This window comes from Pedobacter sp. AC190 (genome assembly GCF_979258025.1).
On record NZ_OZ409824.1, the window covers coordinates 735961 to 752661 of the forward strand.

Here is a 16701-nt window from a genome sequence, read left to right on the forward strand (position 1 = left end):
ATAAAATTAGAATATGGCCACTAAAACCAAAGGCGAACAAAAACTGGTAAATGATCAGAAAAATATTTTTTGTCTTTACTATCGCTTAACACTGCAAACTTCTGAACTTTAAACCCATTGTTTACAAAAACATAATCAATTCGATTCTTCAGTTCACTATTAAAATCAAAGTTATTAAAAGTGCCAGTCGGACCGTAGGGAGGTTCTGTTGTAATCTCTTTAGCATCCTGAAGGAAAGATTTTATAGTCGCAATCGCATCAGTTTCTGGGGTTACGTTTAAATCTCCAGTATAAACAACAGGCAGCTTTGGCGCAATTTCTTGTATTTTTTGTTTAATCAGTTTCGCCGATTCAATTCTAGCTTTAACCCCAACATGATCGTAATGTGTGTTAAAAACGATAAACTCTTTTTTATTTAATTTATCGAATAATTTAACCCAGCTACAAATCCTTGGTAATACAGCATCCCATCCTTTTGAAGGAACATCTGGTGTTTCCGACAACCAAAAAGTACCGCCATCTTTTTTATCGAACCTTGTTTTATCGAAAAATATTGCAGAAAATTCGCCTTTGCGTTTACCATCATCACGACCAACCCCAACAAAATCGAAATCTGTATTTTCACTTAAAGCATCAAATTGTTCGGCAAGCGCCTCCTGCACACAAAGAATATCTGCATCATGAAATTTCACCAATGCTTTAACATTGTCTTTTCTGTTTGGCCATGCATTTACTCCATCGCCAGGATTATTGTAACGGATATTGTAAGTAATTATATTAATCGGGGTTTCTTTTTTCTGAGCAAAAACGGCGGCAGACAAAAGCAAACAAATTAGGAAGGATGTTAAAGTTTTCATCCCGCCAAATTACAAAATTGTTTAATTTCAATATTGATTTATTGTTAAGTAACAATTGTTTTATTGTTTACAGTTAAAGCAAACCTTCGTCTTTATAACTATAATACCCGTTATCGGTAAATATAATATGATCTACAACTGGTAAACTTAACATTTGTCCAGATGCTGCCGCATCTCTTGTTAAGAGATCATCACTTTCGCTTGGCTTTAAATTTCCCGACGGATGATTATGCGCCTTATGAAAAGTTTTACATAAAGCGATTAATGGAAAGAATTTACTTATGCGACGTTAGCTCGTTAATGCATCCCAAATCATTTATTTGGTAGATATATGAGAAATTAGCTTCACATAAATAACCTAATATATATATACATAAGATTTTTTCATGTTTCTCATAAAACGTAAGTGTTCACTATGATTTTTAGCATTCAAAATTGCAGCAAATACATTATTACTTTCAAAATAAGCTTCTCTTAGGTTTACTAAATTTTATTAAGCAAACCATAAAAAAAGTCGATTTGGAAAAAAATTTTAAGGAAATCGTATAAACAGCAGCTACTATAATCTGGAAATTTACAAAAAGCTAAAAGAAATGATTAATAGTTTTAATTGGCATTACAGCTTAATAAATGAAATTATGAATTTTTGACCTATAGGTATTGATAAAAAATGAAATGCAAATTAGCATTGCAAACATGTTCAATTGGATGTTTATAAATCTTTAGGTGTTGAAAGTATTTAGGTGTTTTTTTTCAGAGAATAGAACTAGGATTTACCATATCGTAAAAGAATTCTGTATTCCCATCCATAAACTCGGACTTCTGCCAAACACCGATGAAATTTTTGATGCAATTTCCTTCGAAATCAGAATTTCATCGATACAGGGTTTATTTTTATCATCTGTTAATACCCTAACTCGGCTGCTTGTCAACTGTTAATCTAAGTTCTAAAGTAACTTTGCTTTCAAGAATCTCACCAGGATTAGCGAAGGAACATTATACCTTTTCATTTTTGATCTCAGTTATCAATATCTTTTGGATGAATTTAAGATATGATTTTTCAATAGTTCATCCCTGTGCTCCTCTAGCCATTTTGATACAATCGCATTTAACAATTTAGTTGAAGATAGGCCGTGCTCCGGAAAATCAGTTACAATATTTTTGAGCTTTACGATAATACTATTATCAAATTGTACCACCTTAGGGTTTCTTAAAACAGTAACTTTTGCAGTTTGTAAAGTACTCTCCAACGAGAAAATATCTTTATCTTTTGATGATTTTGCCATAAAAACTAAACGTGGTACTCCACAAGTCGTTTTAGAGGTACTGGTATACCTGGACACGAACAGGTGAAGCCCACGCTTATTTGCGTGAGCATTCATCCCATCTCTCGTGTCCTTAAAAATTACCAGTTTTCTAAAACGAGAATTAGAGAATTACTCAAATATTTTATTTTCAAATATACAAAAGCAAAATTAATCTCTTTCACTCTCATATAGAAATTATTTAAGTTCTGATCTAGCTTCGAAAATTTGGGATTATTATCTTAGCCAACTAACTCCATCAGATTTTTTATTACCATTTTAATAAATTAAAGTGTTATTTTATCAAAATTATCATTTTAAAGAACAAAGGCGGGAAATTTAACTTGGATAATATGAGCATAAGTTGTTAAAATTGAGGAAGAATCATCTAGATTGTAATCGGTAACGGACATCCAGCTTGAACTTGTGATGCGAAATTAGTTCCAAGTAGGTATTAACGAAGAAGGAAAATTCGAGTTTATAGAAACCGAGGATATCCATTCAAAAAAAATTGAAAATATTGCCAAAACAATATCATTGTAGAAAACAGCCCCAATTGAAAACAAAGACTATTTACTCGCAACCAAATATTCTTCCAAATCCATGCCAGGGTTACGATACCTGATAGCCAATAACTTGACATAAGGAATCAGTAAGTCCATCTTGAACCTTTCCGATCTTGTCCTCAATGTTTCCATAATCTATTATTTGATCTGGTTTATTTTGGTGACACACATCACGATGTACTTTGTTGGATATTTTCTGAACAGTTAATCCGGACGGTGCTAAATCAGGTCTGTCATGTCATCCGGATTTACATTTTCGCTATCATCGGCGCTTTCAATTTCAAAAAAACCAAAACGTCCCGAACCTGCTTGTTTGGAAAAGTGAATGTAGTTGATGGTATCTACCAAAGTTTCCTCGGGCTCTTTGTTTTCCAGAATAATTACCTGTTGGGTGGCAGCCATTTTTGATAGAGATTTGAAGAATGCGGTTTCAATATTACCCTCTAATTTATCCTTCGAATTTTGGATTATCGAATCTCTATCTTTAAACGTTGTCAATGGAGAATCGAATACTACAAAACGCGGATGGTTTCGGTCTTTCTCGATTGAAAACTTCATCAACGAATAGATAAATGCTGTATAGGTTATTGCTCGATAGCCTTTACCACTTGTAGATCTTGGACTATTATTGATTTTTATGTCGAACACCCTGGTTGCTGAATCAAATGTCAGTGTCGTTATATTGGGAAACTGCCATTCGTTAAGTACTGTTTCGATTGTCTTGCAAAATTCCACGAATAACAGCTCCTTTTCAGCATTGTAAGTTTCAACTTCCTTGATTTTTTTACCCCCTGTTTGATTCAATTGGTTCAGCTGTGCATTGTATGCATTGATGTCACCTTTCCAAGAATTGAAGCGGTCGACTTTCGCCCGTTCATCAGATAGTATATTGAGGCGTTCCCTCAAAGTTAGGCTGACCGGCGCTAAGGAATTGCCCAGGGACATGTTGATTGCCTCCAACTTCTTTTTTATCTTGTTCAACAGAAGGTCATGTGCGGTATTGTCCGATTTCAACTTTAAAATCGTTTCCTTAAGTTCGGACTGCTTTAAGCTTATCTTAGAAAGCTCATTCTGTAGCGAGGCCTCAAAATTTTCATTGTCCTGCTCGAATTGGGAAAGGTGTGCCTCGTGCGTGTCGTCCATTTTCGATCCGCACACTGGACAGGCTACAATGTTGAGTTGGTTAAACAAAAAACCACCTTCCGCAATAAACTCCAGTCTTTCTTTGTCGCTTGTATAATGTTTGTCTAATAGCTGAAACCTTTCGAGAAGTTCTTTATTAAATAGCTTTTTGCTCTCAAGTTTTTCTATTTGTTTAAAATAGGTGGACTTTTCATTGCGTAGTTTATCGATCTCTTCTATCGTGGTTTTGTATTCAAGGTTAAGGTTTTCATATTGATTTTCTAGCTCTGCGTGGAGCTGCTCAATATTCTGCCCCTCGAACTCATCAAGTTTCTTTTGGGTTCTAACTATCAGTTCTTTCACAAGTTCGATCTTCCCAGCAATTTTATTCTTTAATACCTTGGGGTCTTCAGTCTCAGCTAGCTCGGTTGCATCCTTTCCCGCTAAAAAATAGTAAAATAACGATTGCTCCTTAGTCCTTTGTATGGCTTCGCCAGAATGGTATACTGGTGAGTCCTCCGTAATAATAGTTTTTTCGTCAATAAGGCATAATCCAGCAATGTCCCTGAAGCTCAGCCTAACTTTTGCATTCTGTGCATTTTTTCTCAGCTGCACATTCTCCAGTCCCGACAGAGAAAGCAGAAATGTAGAAATATTATTGGCTCCAAGTGTTAACCGGTCACCATATTCCAAATACACCTTATCGCTTTCCATCTCACCTTCTTTGATTTGGAAATTGCCTCCGATGATCTTCCTCTTTAGCGTATATTTTTCACCCAGATGCGTCCCTAATACCAAAAAGACAGTTTCATAGCCTTCGCTCTCATCTATGGGCTTGGGAACCTTCTGAGCTCCCATCATAAAGTCAATACATTGAAAAATGAACGTTTTCCCCGTATCAGATGCACCCGCTACGACATTCAGACCGGTAGTAAAATCGATCGAAGCCATTTTCTTGCCGTAGCCCATAAGTGCTAGGCGCTTAATGTAAAAGCCGTTGTTCATTCAAAAAGATTTCTAAATTTTGATTCATTGGAAAACTCACTTCCCCATTTCTGTAGATTGCCGTTGATAAGCTCGGAAAGTTGCTCCTCAGAATACTTATCATAAGTGTTATGGAGCCATTCAGCCAATCCACGTAACTTTGAAGCATAATCACTATCTAGATATTCAATTGCCTTACTTCCTACCTCACTCGCTTTGTAAGCGATGCCAGTTGAAGCAAATACAGTTGTAACCAGCTCCCTGCTTATTAGCAATTTTAATGCATTTGCGAGTATTTCTCTTTTGACAATGATCTCTGTACTCCTAAACGGGTATTTAGGGTGAAGGCTTTTGACCTCCGTTGCCACATCACCTGAGTGGATGAGCATATAGTCTAAATAGACAAGCTTATCCATTGACAATGCTTCACCAGTAAAACGAGACAACACTACAAGACAACGTAGACCTATCTCTACGGGAGAATTGAACAACTTGACATTCCTCTCTGTATGGCTTAGCTCTCTTTTGTCCATGTTATTTTGTTTTCATTTGCAAGGTGATGGCAAATACCTACCCGGTCATCTACACGTAGATGATTAACAAGTGGGCTTGAACTAATCGCTAACTGTTTAGCAAAATTTGTAGTTGCCTTTAATTTTTCAAATCCACTAGTATGTGTCTCTTCAACGACATCAATCACACCCTTATAGAACTCTTCCTTCAAATCTTCAAAATAGTCTATATCAGGAGAAAGGCTGTCTCTACTGAATTGATTCAATGAATCAGCAGAATAAAAGCCCAACCGCTGCCTCTGAAAATGGCCTTCGAACTCATCCCCTTCGGTGAAATGTTCAACATTAGCTATTTTTCTTCCAGCATGTTCGCTATAGGCTCTGAACAACTGGTTGATATAAACCGATTCCGTTGGCTTTATGCCAGTCGGAGGTGCCGAAACAATTTCTCTTTTTTTCTTTAGACCACCGCCAAACCTGCCGGCGTGGTATGGGGTCTGGGCATGCTCATCTATAAGCTGTTGCGGGTCATAACTTCCAAATATTGAAAAATCAATAGAATTTAGGTGGGCCAATAATTTCTCATCTAGAACAATTTCTTCTTTAGAACTGATTTTATCCTTACAATGTTTATCCCAGTTTTCAACAAGTTGTGATTTCAGTAGATCTGGATTTTCGAGAAGTTGATTAAATTTTGGGCCCGCACCTTTTGGAGAGACAAAATAATACCTCCTTGGCAGAGTATATTTTTTATGGTATGTGTAATAGACCAATTTCCCAAGTTCACTGTTAATTTCCGATGGTGCTAAAGGATCTCCATAATGTTTGCTCTGGTAATTGTCCCATTGACTACTGTCTACGGTTGCAATCACGTCCCTTCCCATATCTCCCGCACCAGAACACTTTTTACAAGAGGCATACGTTCCGTTTTTCATCAGAAAGCCGGTTACCCATTCACGGATCATGTCTTCAAACTGGTCAGGCGACAGTACTTTAATCCTATCGATAGCAGGTATGTATGCCCCAAATAGGATATCCTGATTGGAAAGCATGCCAATACTCGCGGGCTTCGGAAAATCGGTTACTGGAATGAGAGACATTGAAAAGCGGCAAATTGATTCTTTTAACCGAATGCTAAGTTAGACATATGATTAGCAAATCAAAATTCTGAGTGATGTATTTTTAGCAAAATAAGACTATGCAATAAAGTATTTTTCAACACCAAATAAATTTAACCAAAAAACTACATTCCTTAAGACTTTGCCTGCTCTCACTGTCCCATCCTGTGCTAAAAAGAACCAAGTCCAATCCAACAATCAACGCCATAATCCGTTATCATACCGTAACCAAAAGCTAAAATCCCATTTAGGCCCACAGACTACCGTAGCCTATGGAAACGACAATCGAAGAAACCGCCGACCTGCTACTGGCATGGGCGCCATCGTGCCCCTGCCCGAACCTTTCCAGCAAAGATTCACCCAGCAGCTGATAACGGAGGAATTTCCCAAGTCATGCATAGATAATATGTGAAACTCACTAGCCCTTGGTCAGAGTTGAGTACATTCTGAAAATAATCAGCAACCTTGCATAGAGCTCGTTGCAATGGGCGATATAATCTATTAATTGCAAGGTCTTGAGAATTTTGCCGCCCTTACCTGTGCGGAGAGTAATAGTCTGAGTGGCCTTATCAAAGGTACTAGCCTCATGGTGGGTACCATTTCGGATCCCAGCTACATAGAATTTCCCCAAGCATTCCAATGCCGCATTGTGCGAGAAATTGGCATTTCTTCCAGCCTTGTCCGTATCAATGTACTTTTCCAAGTCAAAGCCAGGCGAAGCGAACTTCTTGAAATCCCCTCGGACAATCAGGTTGTTCATTGCCGATGGAACCACCATCATATCCCCGATGATCTCATACACCTCGCCATAGAAATGTTTGATGGTGTCCCATTCAATTTTCGAGGATACGCCCTCGGGGGTAAATCCGCACTTTTGATCTAAAAGCGTCGGCAACAGAACAGATTCGATGTCCCTGTAACGGGTCATCACCCCATACATCTTGTTGTAAAAGACATCATCGGACATTTCCAGAAGATAGGCTTTGAACCCTTGGAAGCCGATATGTTCCATAACCATTTTGAGCTCTGCCCTTATTCCTGGGAACATTTTTCTCCACTCGCCCAGTAGAAAGTAATCCACCGTACGGATGACCTCTCCGATCACTCTGTCCTCCACTTCGGCCTTATCCTTCCCATACTCTTCTTCAAGCAGATTCCAACGCTTCTCTTTCAGGTATCTTAGATCCTTTTTGACCTTGTCCCAGTGCTCCTGGTAGAGTACGCAGCTAAGCTGTGCCTGTTTGAAATTGAAAATACCAGAATTACCTTTTGTCCTCTGCTTCATCAGGGAATCGATCGATGGAAAGTACATAGGGTCATGAAGTTGATCAGGATCGATCATTACTTCTGGATGCAGATTTACGACCTTCAGCGTCCTATCCGCTTCGACCTCCTCCACATTGATTTCAATCCAGGCCTTTTCGGTTTTGTCGACGCCGACTGTCAGATCCTCTCCACAGTCCCCGCAGGGAAAGGTCGCAGTCTGGGGAAACTTGTTCCCTACATTATATCTTAGACGGTATTTGGCGCCGCAATTTAGGCACCTCACGCAATGGCTTACTACACCCATAAGAAAAAATAATTATTAAATAATGCGAAATGCAAAAAAGGCAGTCATTTACCGACCGCTAGAGGAGCGCAAACGTAAAGCTAAGAGAAATCTCCAAAAACAAAAAGATCGGAATGTAAGTCATAGACCTCACAAAAACATCGAGCGTGCCGAAAAAGCAACGGCCTCCCGTCCAGCCCACGCTCCCCCGCGCCCATGGCCACCACCAGGATATGCCATAGATAAACCACCTCGCAACCGATCTCCGCAAATCCCACTCGAGAAACCTTCCTTAAGCCATCATATATACATGAACAAGAAAATCAAACGAACAAAAAATTAGCAACCGCTGTTTGGCAGCCTAAAGAATTTGATTACTTATTATTATCTGAACTTATTATTTCGTTATTTTCTAAAGTCCCTTATACTTTTCGAAAGGATGAAACTTTAAAAAAAAACATGTCAGCTAAGCATCTACCCATTGTACTTTCTTCTTTGGTAAGACTTTTTTTCGATTTAAACAAAAAAAGACAATACACAGGTTTAATCTAAGCCGAAAAAAGCGCCATTGCAGTGAACCTGCCCCCAATTTCTAAGACGACAAGGAGGGAAGGCATGCGCATATATAAGATTTTTCCAAACAGCAGTTTGTGATGCTTGTAACAAACTTTTCAAAGCTGAAATTTCAGGCACGGATAAATACTATCTTAGGAAAAAATATATGCCACATATGGATACGCCTTATTATATCGAAAATCTGCTAAAGGATTTGATAGCCGAAAGAAGGAAAACTTTCGAGGGGACTGACGCTGAATTTGAGAAACTAATGGCGAAAAAAACCGAAGGTCTCATAATTGAACTCACCAAAGGAATGGCGGATGAAATCTCGCGTTATTGCCTTAGCAGCACCAACGATAACGCGAAACAACAGCGAAAGATCATCAAAAACATCAGTTCTAGATATAAGACCGGACTTGCGCTGTTCGGCGGCTTCATCGAACTCAACAGCAAGATATCATCGATTTGCTACAATAAATACTATACCTTTTTTGATAACATCGATGACCACACCAAACTGGACACCCTGATTTCCCTGCATGTAAGGGGCTGCCAGGTGGCCAACGAAGTAAGGACGATGGTCGCTAGCGGCTACGCCGACGGCGCACATGCAAGGTGGCGGACGCTCCACGAAATCTGCATTACCTTTCTCTTCCTCTACCAAGCAGACTACGGGACGATCCACATGTATAACAGATTTGAGGTGATGGACAAGTATAAAAAAGCCAAAGAATACATGAAGGGATGTGAACGCCTTGGATTTGAGCCACTGGAAAAACATGAACTGGACGAACTAGAAAATCAGCGAAATGAACTTATCTCCCTTTATGGAAAGGAATATGCAGAAGGCTACGGCTGGACGATGGACTATCTGCCCAAGGGTCAACGGCATATCCGAGGTATTGAGGAATTCGTTGAGCTCGACCACCTGCGCATGGTCTATGCCTGGGCAAGCGAAAACGTGCATTCTGGCGCTTCGGCAAACAATGAAAAACTCAGTCTCAGGGATAGCGAACAGCATTTTTTGCTCACCGGGCCAAACGACTGCGGATTTTTGGATCCAGTGCAGTTCACGACCTATTCACTGGTTGAAATGAGCAGTACCCTGCTTTCCATGGAGGATTCGCTGATGCATGGCATACTAGATGAACTTCTGGTGTTCTTCCAAAAAGAGACAATAACCGAATTTGATAAACTGGAGAATGAAGAAAACTGAAAAGGAACCATAGATGATGGGAAACGAGGAGTGCCATTCCATAACTTCTTCCCCAGCCCCGTTCATCGAAACGCTCACCAAATGTCGTTAAAAATCTTGCAGTACAGCGTTTATGAAAACCAGTTTTTTGCTTAGCAGAAACAAATCCCAATAGGCAAGCTGACCTCAAACAAAAAAATCAGTTTCACTCTAATACCTGACCAATCCAATAACGAGCAGGCAGGAATTTGAATTTTACGCACGGTGCAGGTTCGAGGCGATAAAATCTACGATCGCCATGATTGAAACCAGCTCAGCAAGATTTAAAAATAATCCATACCTTCAAATGCATCAATCCGCATATTTTTGCAGGTTTTCTGAAATAGAGATATTTTATTTCCACAAGCTGCCCATAAATCTCATTCTTGATATGGAACAGAAACATTTTGTCGGTAAAACTTCCGTTCAAGACCTTTAACAATTGTGTCGCCAGATATATTCTGAAGACCGATTTATACATATATTGTGGGCGTGTTTGATAATAAAGGGGATAAACAAGAGTAGATTGACACTCTTTCACCAGAAATAAAATTTTTGTAATGTTATACTTTCCAGTTTGTTAGTAAATTGGTGTAAGGGGTCAGATGGATTGATTTGTCTTAGAACAGCTACATTTTAGGACCTAGGCTAACTGCTTGAAGGGAACGCAACTATAGGAATGAATATAGACCCGATCACTCACTATTTTTATCAAGGTTTAAATTTTTAAAATAACTTTCTACAGCAATAACTGCAAGCTTGGACTGCTCTTCCCTCAAAGCTTTTTTGATATTATTTATAAACAATTCCTTGAAGGACTCAGGCTGCCATCGAGAGGCCATCACAGATAAAACTTTGCAAACAATTGCCGAAAGGGATTTTTCATTTTCTTCAGAATTATTTTTTAGCTTGATTTTGTACAAATCAACAATAAACCAAATCGAATTTGCAATTGAGGCATGAACATTAAGATATTCTGAAGCCAAACCCTCTATTGCAAAACTTAAAGCGGGGGATAATACATAATTCTCCCTATCAACAATTTTTAGTAAAATACCCTTATTAGCTGGTAAAGTATTGTAATGCATATCCATAAGCGATATACAAGCCTCACCAACGTGTTGATGCGTTATGAGATCCATCTGCCTTAAATGCAATAGCAAAATAAAGCAAGTCATTCCTGACACTTTGTATTCATGCATCGCGATTTGTCTTAACAGCATTTCCTCAGAAAACAAAAGTGCATTCATTTCTTTTGCGGTGAGCATCGTATCTATAAAACTCTCTCCAAAATTTTCCTGATATTCCTGGCGAACCTTATCATTTATCTTTAAGGCCGCTGTGCAAGGTACTACTTCACAGTGAGACACTATCCAATCAATTATTTTTCGGATTTTATTCATCTCCGCCACTATTTCCTCCGCGGTAGTGATAATTCGAACAAATTCTCCGTCAATTTTCTCAATAGATACATAACCCGCAGACTTTAACTGTAAATCATTTAAATGGCCATCAATTTCATCAAGTGAAGATTTAAGTACAATGATTTTATTTGGAAGTTTGCTTAAAAGACCCTCCAGACCAAGCGAAAATAAGGTCATGATAGAAATAACATCAATAACGATTGGCACCTGATCCGCTAATATTACATGCACCAGACCAATCTCCTCCTTTGGCCCGGTGTTAATAAGTTCCCGGCCAGGGGTGGAAATGACTTCTTTCCAAATGTCTATAACATTTCTTCCTTTTAAGCTCGCTATGGCCCCTAAAGGCAACTGACCTTTTTCGAAAAGCACATCAATTTGGCGCCCCTGCTGAGCTATACCATCAAGCATTTCAAGCATCACCTTTCCTTTATCACCTTCTGGGGTACCTTCAGGAATGGAAAACTTTTTAAAACTCGTCTTGGATGCCATCGGCCCTTGTATAAGTTTAAAGCTCTCAGAAACCGCATAATTAAACTTATGCTGGATTTGGCATACCTCAACAACATCATCAGGATAACTTTCATGCAGGTACAACCTATCCCCAACTGATTTCCCTAACAAAGCTGTAGCCTCAAATGAGCGAATGTCTACCTCGCCTCTTGAAAAGATACCGTCCTGTCTGTCTTCGATGATAAAAATTTGTTCTTTACCATTCCCTCTTACCAGCACAACACAATCCTGTTCAATAACACTAGCGTTAACAGAAACTTTCCCGAGCGTTTTCATCTCCATACTCAAATAAATAAAAGTATCATGCGTCAGTCCTTCCTCAAAAAAGCGTCGTCGTACCTCATACGCAAAGTTGAAGCCCCTGGATTCAAAACCGCTCATTACCAAATATTCACAAAGAGTAAACTGTACTCTCATAGACAGATTACTGTCCAAATACTCAAAATAGCCCATCTGATCCCTTAAATTATTTATATCCTTCAAGCGAAAATAAATAGACGCTAACCGGTAGCGAATCTGCTGATCATCAGGATAAACCTCCAAATACTCCCTACAAGTCTGAATGGCTTTAACTTCATTCCTGATTCGCTCGTAAACATAGGAAGTCAATTCAGTACAGTGACGAATTGGTCCATACTTTTGTAATAAATATTCGCAAGAAGATAAAATTTTTGACGTTTCGCCGCTATGATAATACAGACGCAATAACTGATCGGTATAACGTGTATAAATTTTTAAGTCTGTAATAATCTCTAGCAAAATGATAGCTGGTTTTATCAAGTCGTATTCCAGTAAATTTTTAACCAAAAGTTCAATCTCCGCTTTACTCATCGATGCATCAACCCGCTCCGCAACTTCGCACAGACCTATCTTAATATCTTTTCTGCCCAACCTATCTTCTACCCTTGCTCTAAGTACCCACGTTGAAATTCTATCTGGCAAGAGCATTTCCAACTGAGATACTAAATCATCAGCCATTGCGAAACGTTCCGTATACATCAGTAAGCCCACATAATCTAAAAGTACCATAATCTTGGTTTTCTCAGGCAAATTGAGTTCCAATAGCCGGCTAAATTCAGCTTCCGCCTCTTGAATCTTATTCAGATTTAACAACAGGTGAGCATCCCAGTAATCAAGCTCAAGTTTTTGAGCCTCACTGGCCAAATTTCGTAAAGCTAAGGTAGTTTCAGAAAATTTAGTATGTTTCCCGAGTTCCAAGCAAACCTTTAAAAAGTGATCTAGCGTTTGGTAATCCGGGTTAATTATCGAGGCGAGTAGTGAATCTTCGTAAAAACCATCCAGGTCATCATTAATCTTTTTGGCAATCCCACGATTGAGCAGATACGATACTTTGGTTTTTTTCGCATCCGTACCTTCAATACAGCTCCAAGCCTTATCATAGAGATGGATAATATATTTAGCCTCCTCTTTATGCTGGGCACTCACCTGACCAGACTCCAGAATGAATTGATCGAAAATAGACTGTAAAATTACGGTTGCCAGAGTTCCATTAATCACTTCGGACTGACCCTCAGTGCAGTTTTTGGCCGAACTCTTCATCCACCGAATGGCTTCATTGAAATCACCTACTATCAAAAAACGCCTTCCTACTTCAAAAGCGACATCAGGATTTTTTTTCAGACTAGATGGTATTTCCTCTAGTAACCTCTCCGGTTTAACCTCCAAAGCCAGACGAACCTTAGCTGCCCAAATACTTGCATATTCCCCATCAATTGTCAGACCCCTATCAATCCAAGTTTTTGCAAGATCATTCTCCTCCAATATTGAATAACCTAAAACACCCAAGTTAATTGCTTTAATATTTTCCTGGTCATAAGCCAAAGCCTCAATAAAAAGTGATGCAGCTTTCTTTAGCTCGCCCAAGTCAAAATGACATAAGCCTATTGATGCAATCGTTCTATATTTCTCATGATCAGATAACAGCGACCAGTTATCCTCTTTTAATTGTTCAAATAATAAAATTGCAGCTTGCTGCTTACCCTCTATCCGGACCGCATCAATCTCTTCAATCCTACTTCCTAGATTAGATTTTGAATTACCACCAGTAACTACACCAGAGACTATCTGCTTTAGCATCTGCTGCACATCAGAAAGCACCTCACCATGCTCCGATTGAACATTTTGAATGCCAATAGTATTGTCTTCAATCCTAATTAGCGATTTTTGCATCTCCCGCTCAAAAGCATCATCCAACTGTAATTGATTCGGGTTAAATTTCCCAGAATACAACTTTTCATGAGCAGTCTTCATTTCCAACAACCGACCTGTAGGATAACTAATAACATCATCCGTTTCAATGTGATGCTCATAGCAAAGCACCAACAAATTTTCAAAAGACCGCCTCTGCTCATTACTGCTATCCGGATTGAAACGTTCCCCCCAGCCAATGCACTCTCAATATGACAAACCTGCCCTACAAGCTTATTATTATCGTTAAACAATCTATTCGAACAACCATCAAAGGCACAACAGTTTCCAGACAGACCAAAAAGCAGCCGCAAAGTTTCTAACTTAGGCGCCAAACGCTTAACAACTTCCAGAGGGGCTTTTTCTTTCCTTTTACTCATAAATTTGATGGTCAATTCAAAATTAGTAAATCCTCCATGATTCATGTTTGTGAATTCTCAACAATAAACTAATATTGCATTCTCTAATCATACACTGATATTTGTTCAGACACTTTCTTAAAAAGTAAACAAATAGTAAACATATAAGTTTAGTATTGCTCATCCCCTTCTTCTATACAAGAATCGCTTGTTTTATTAGATTTTGGAAATTGCAAAACCTTACCTTCATAATTCCGTTTATATTCATTGAGAAGATCAAAAAATTGGTGTAAGTCTATTTTTTCTTCCTTTGCGAAATGAATTGAATCTTTTGAGTACTCAACAGAACTAACAAACAAGGCTCTATCTGCTCCTGATCTTGATCCATGTAATTGTTGAACCTCAGGACGCTGAATCTTTTTACCCTTGCCTTTCATTTTCGTTTGTACCACAGCTTTTAATGGGCTACTGAATGGATTTTGCATCTCAAGAAGAATATCTACACCTTTGTCACGAGTAGCAGCCGTCAGGATAGTATCATAACCAGCACTCTTGAATATTTCGGCAGTTAGCTCCTCAAATTTTCTTGGTGTGTTTATATAAAGGGCAGTGTGACCACTATGAATGGTATCTAGCAAAGCCACATTAGCGCGGGTTAGATAAAGTGCATCATCGTCTTCCCCAATAAGCCAATCAGAGCCGCTAACATAGGCCTTAATTCTTAGAAAATTATCCTGAAGTTCAATTTCCTCCCGACTGTTAGCTGGAATAATTCGATTCGAATGTGTGTTGAGCAGATCTTTTATATCAATAACTATTCTCTTATTGATTTCAAAGTAACCTACTTCTTTACCATACTTATTAATTTCAGTAGTTACAACCTCGCCTTTATACAATAAAACTTTATCGGTACTATCATTTAAGACATTTAAAGCTTGGTGAGCAATGCCTTTATGTATAGCTTCCTCTCCGTCAGGCCATTTGGCAACAACAATGAATTTTTTGCTTTTTGAATTTAATGTTTGAGCAAATAGCGGAGCCATTGCACTAAAAGTTCCTCCACCGAATGCTCCTAGAATAATGTATAGACAATCCTCCTCTGAGAGTCTATCAAGATACACTTTACCGTCCTCGAATGCATTTTTACCAAGATGGGTATTTGTATGTGTTCCTCTACCTTTCAATTGTTTCTCACCCAATAGATACCTGCCTGATGGACCATTATTCTCAATTTGTAGTTTATCGGTATCAAATAAATGTATTCTTGACGTTGGAAAACCGTTTTTAACAAGCATTTTGCCAATTTGGACACCAGCGCCACCAAAGCCGACTACCATATACTGGACATCAGATTTAAATTGTTTCATAAGCGAAATATACGAAATAGTTGGTAGAGGGTTATAGCCGGAAACCCAATGATATCACTTGAGTAACATAAATCTATATGTAATTCTATTCGTTATTTTTGATTAAAAAAGCGTCAAAACGCTAGAAGATCTCAAACCAACAATTATTTCAATAATTGACTCCTCCAACTTGAATTATTAATGTTCATTAATACAAATCTAAGGTATTTCAAAAAAGTCAACTCGAACACTTAAAAGTATTACTCCGAAATTTACTCACCTTGATACATACAAATTTGAGGCTTGTAATAATAACTTCTAATATCTTTGTCTTTACAAGATTGAATTATAAATTCATGATGTGAAAATAATGATGACAAATTAAACGTCTGGATTATGAAAATTAATTTAGCGCCAGCATCTAGAACAACTCGCTTAATAGCAGTTGTCATTTGCATAAGAATTTCATTGTGAATATATAGGTTTGTAAAGCAGTTATTTTGTAGGCGGAACATAACAAATAACAAGCGCTCAATTGCCCTTACAATATTTGCTAAACTTAAATTAATTAATTTTTAAAAATTAGACGAAATGAAAAAGGTCATCAATTCTAAAAATGCTGAAATCGCAATTCAGGCTTTTCACCCAGGAATCCTTTTATTGGAAGAAATTAAAGAGAGAAAAATTCCTAAAGAAGAATTTGCTTCTTCTTTAGGAATTTCATCCAAAAACTTGACCCTCATTTTTGCTGGTAAAGAAAGAATTTCTTCAGAGCTCGCACTTAAAATTCAAAAAAAATTAGATATAAGTGCTGAATATTGGTGCGGTATGCAAGCAGATTATGATTTACAGATCGCTAAAGTTAGACAACAGATAACATAATTGTTTTAAAATGTAGGCCTTAACTCCCAACAGCTATAAAAGCTATTATCTACTCAAAAAAACAGAGCTATTACATTCGATCCTTGTAATAGTTTTTCTTCTGCAATCAGTATAATACTGCTTTCATTATTATATATTTCTTTTGCGAAAATCGTTTGATTTATT

At 38.1% G+C, this 16701-nt stretch carries 12 protein-coding genes; 2 read left to right on the forward strand and 10 right to left on the reverse strand.

From position 1 onward, the window contains the following. Window positions 1-20: 20 nt before the first annotated feature. The 7 genes from ACZZZI_RS03290 to ACZZZI_RS03320 all read right to left on the reverse strand — a co-directional run bounded on the left by ACZZZI_RS03290 (window position 21) and on the right by ACZZZI_RS03320 (window position 8033). Entirely contained in the window at window positions 21-857 is an 837-nt protein-coding gene (locus ACZZZI_RS03290) for an endonuclease/exonuclease/phosphatase family protein (RefSeq protein ID WP_463488542.1), read from the reverse strand. A 73-nt stretch (window positions 858-930) separates the two neighbouring features. Further along, the gene (locus ACZZZI_RS03295) at window positions 931-1140 is read right to left on the reverse strand and encodes a JAB domain-containing protein (RefSeq protein WP_463491761.1); all 210 of its coding nucleotides are present in this window, start codon (window positions 1138-1140) and stop codon (window positions 931-933) included. Window positions 1141-1882: 742 nt separating this feature from the next. Then, entirely contained in the window at window positions 1883-2239 is a 357-nt protein-coding gene (locus ACZZZI_RS03300) for a hypothetical protein (RefSeq protein ID WP_463488543.1), read from the reverse strand. A gap of 707 nt (window positions 2240-2946) precedes the next feature. Beyond that, window positions 2947-4854 carry a hypothetical protein gene (locus ACZZZI_RS03305; protein ID WP_463488544.1) on the reverse strand — a complete coding sequence of 636 codons (1908 nt, stop codon included), beginning with the start codon at window positions 4852-4854 and terminating at the stop codon, window positions 2947-2949. Next, window positions 4851-5366: an ABC-three component system middle component 2 gene (locus ACZZZI_RS03310; RefSeq protein WP_463488545.1), complete on the reverse strand. Its 516-nt coding sequence runs from the start codon at window positions 5364-5366 to the stop codon at window positions 4851-4853. Before ACZZZI_RS03310 ends, ACZZZI_RS03305 begins: the two co-directional genes overlap by 4 nt. Further along, a complete protein-coding gene (locus tag ACZZZI_RS03315; RefSeq protein ID WP_463488546.1) occupies window positions 5348-6445 on the reverse strand; it encodes an ABC-three component system protein in 1098 nt (365 codons plus the stop codon). Before ACZZZI_RS03315 ends, ACZZZI_RS03310 begins: the two co-directional genes overlap by 19 nt. Window positions 6446-6881: 436 nt before the next feature. Then, complete coding sequence (locus tag ACZZZI_RS03320) at window positions 6882-8033, reverse strand: hypothetical protein (RefSeq protein ID WP_463488547.1); 1152 nt, start codon at window positions 8031-8033, stop codon at window positions 6882-6884. Window positions 8034-8742: 709 nt separating this feature from the next. Between ACZZZI_RS03320 and ACZZZI_RS03325 the strand changes: the two genes are divergently transcribed. Continuing rightward, complete coding sequence (locus tag ACZZZI_RS03325; RefSeq protein WP_463488548.1) at window positions 8743-9786, forward strand: DUF5677 domain-containing protein; 1044 nt, start codon at window positions 8743-8745, stop codon at window positions 9784-9786. Between the two features lie 713 nt (window positions 9787-10499). Here the strand turns inward: ACZZZI_RS03325 and ACZZZI_RS03330 are convergent. The 3 genes from ACZZZI_RS03330 to ACZZZI_RS03340 form a co-directional block, all read right to left on the reverse strand. Further along, window positions 10500-14012 (reverse strand): PIN domain-containing protein, encoded by a 3513-nt coding sequence (locus ACZZZI_RS03330; protein WP_463488549.1) that lies wholly within the window; start codon window positions 14010-14012, stop codon window positions 10500-10502. Beyond that, complete coding sequence (locus ACZZZI_RS03335; protein WP_463488550.1) at window positions 14009-14374, reverse strand: hypothetical protein; 366 nt, start codon at window positions 14372-14374, stop codon at window positions 14009-14011. Before ACZZZI_RS03335 ends, ACZZZI_RS03330 begins: the two co-directional genes overlap by 4 nt. A gap of 104 nt (window positions 14375-14478) precedes the next feature. After that, entirely contained in the window at window positions 14479-15675 is a 1197-nt protein-coding gene (locus ACZZZI_RS03340) for a restriction endonuclease (protein ID WP_463488551.1), read from the reverse strand. A gap of 570 nt (window positions 15676-16245) precedes the next feature. Between ACZZZI_RS03340 and ACZZZI_RS03345 the strand changes: the two genes are divergently transcribed. After that, on the forward strand, window positions 16246-16536 hold the full coding sequence (locus ACZZZI_RS03345) for a HigA family addiction module antitoxin (protein ID WP_463488552.1): 291 nt from the start codon (window positions 16246-16248) through the stop codon (window positions 16534-16536). Window positions 16537-16701: the final 165 nt, after the last annotated feature.